General features: G+C 75.1%; 2 protein-coding genes. One reads left to right on the top strand and one right to left on the bottom strand.

Features of this window, described 5'->3' with window-relative positions:
- Positions 1–635 (bottom strand): hypothetical protein (locus tag AOK23_RS43535; RefSeq protein WP_055717867.1); only part of this gene is annotated, 635 nt, incomplete at its 3' end.
- Between the two features lie 309 nt (positions 636–944).
- On the opposite strand from AOK23_RS43535, the gene AOK23_RS43530 reads away from it, so the two are divergent.
- A partial coding sequence (locus AOK23_RS43530; protein ID WP_206336451.1) for an NAD-binding protein occupies positions 945–2,214 on the top strand: 1,270 nt, incomplete at its 3' end.

The raw sequence follows: 2,214 nt of genomic DNA, 5'->3' as shown, positions 1-2,214 counted from the left end.
TCGTCCGGCATGCTCGCCGCGCATCTGCTGGCCGCGCTGCTGTGCGGACTGTGGCTGGCGTACGGCGAACGCGCCGCCTTCGGGCTGCTGCGGGCCGTGGCCGGCTGGCTGGCGGCGCGTTCGCCGTACGCCAGCCACAGTCCGCACAGCAGCGCGGCCAGCAGATGCGCGGCGAGCATGCCGGACGAGGCCGTGAACGGCCCGTCCATGAGGTACCCGGTGTGGTCCGCATGGCCCATGTGACCGGCCGAGCCCATATGGACGGTGTGATCCATGTGGGCGGAGCCCATCTCCATGGCGCTAGCGCCACCGAAACCCCCGCCCGCAGAGCCCCCGTCGACGGAGCCTCCGGCCACGGGGCCGCCGGCACCGGCCGGGTGCGCGGGCTGGGCGAGGGAGAACCCCGAGTGGAGGGCGGTCTGGGCGGCGAGCACGACGGACACGATCAGCGGGAGTCCCCGTTCACGGCCCGCCAGGCACCAGCCGACCCCGCCGGTTGCGGCGGCCGCCGTGCCCATGGCCCACCACGGGACCGGGCTGCCGGACATGGTGACGTGGCCCAGGGCGGCGAGCAGCACACAGACGGCCGCGAACATCGCGGCCCGGACTGTGCGGGTACCCCACCCTGCGATCATGGCGCCCCATCCTCGCATTCGGACACCGGTCGTCACCCCCGTCCCCCTTGAGTACGGATGTCCACCCGCGGTCGCACTCACACCCCCAAGTGTGATCCGGATCACGCGGGAACCGGTCGCGTTCATGAGGCAGGCTTCTGCTTCGTGGGGAGCCCTTCGCAGCAGAGCAGCCAGCCCGTTCCGGGCCGTCGGACCGGACCGGCCGACCCGAACTCCCAAGCGGCGCCGGGCGCACCGGCCGGCCCGCCCAGAACCGGCATCCTCGCCGGACTCGGCGGGCAGCGCGGACCGGCCGATTCCGGGGCGCACATGGTCGTCTGCGGCGACGACGGGCTCGCGCACCGGCTCGCCGCGGAACTGTGCACGGTGTACCGGGAGCAGGTGACGCTCGTGGTGCCGCCGACGGCACGGGTCGCACCCCGGCCTGTGGTGGGCCGCACCCGGGCCGCCACGATCCTCGACCGGGTCTCCGCGGCGGTCAACCGCGCGGCGGGCAACGGCGATCCGGCGACCGGTGACCGCACCGGTGCCGGCGCCGGCACCGGGAACGACCGGACCGCGGCCCCGGCCATCGCCCCGCACGGCGAGCGGCTCCTGGAGGCGGGGGAGGCCACGGAGGCGGTGCTCGCCGAGGCCGGGGTGGAGCGGGCCGCCGCGCTGGCGCTCGTCTATGACGACGACGAGACGAACATCCGGGCCGCCCTCACCGCCCGGCGACTCAACCCGAGGCTGCGGCTCGTCCTGCGGCTCTACAACCGCCGGCTCGGCCAGCACATCGAGGAACTCCTCGACCGGGCGGCCGCGTTGGCGACGGGCGGCAACGCCGACGACGGGGTCGACGGCGTCGACGGGTTCGGGGCCTCCACGACCGTCCTGTCCGACGCGGACACCGCCGCGCCCGCGCTCGCCGCGACCGCCGTCGCCGGCACCACCAAGGTCGTCCAGACGGACGGACTCATGCTGCGGGCCGTGGAACGCCCGCCGGGACACACCAGCCAGGGCCCCGGCCGCGGCCTGTGCACGCTCGCGCTGCTGTCGGCCACCACCAACGACCCGGCGGGCGCCGACGGTTCGGAGGGCAGCGGGGAGCGCGGCCCGCAACTCCTGCCCGACGAGCGGGCCGTGGCCGAGGCCACCGGGCGCGGGTCCATCGTCCTGGACACCGTGCGGTACGCGGGCCCCGCGCTGCCGGCGGGCCGGTCGGGCGGCGGCCCGCTCGGGGCGGTCGGCGCGTTCAGGTCGCTGTTCTCCCGGCGGCTGCGGTGGTCGCTGGCGGGGCTGGTGGGCTGTGTGTTCGCCCTCGCCGTCGCACAGATGGTGACGACCGGGGAGCATCCGCTGGGGGCGACGTACACGACCCTGCTCGACCTCTTCGCGATCAACGACCCGGCGACCGAGGGCAGCGACTCCCGTAAGGTCCTCCAACTGCTCTCGGGCCTGATGGGCTTACTCCTGCTGCCCGTGCTCCTGGCCGCCGTGCTGGAGGCCCTGGGCACCTTCCGCAGCGGCTCCGCCTTCCGGAAGCCGCCGCGCGGCCTCTCAGGCCACGTCGTCCTCCTCGGCCTCGGCAAGATCGGCA

The organism is Streptomyces torulosus (genome assembly GCF_001419765.1).
GTDB classification, from domain to species: domain Bacteria; phylum Actinomycetota; class Actinomycetes; order Streptomycetales; family Streptomycetaceae; genus Streptomyces; species Streptomyces torulosus.
The sequence above is the reverse complement of the archived record's forward strand: the minus strand, read 5'-3'. Positions and strand labels throughout refer to the sequence as shown.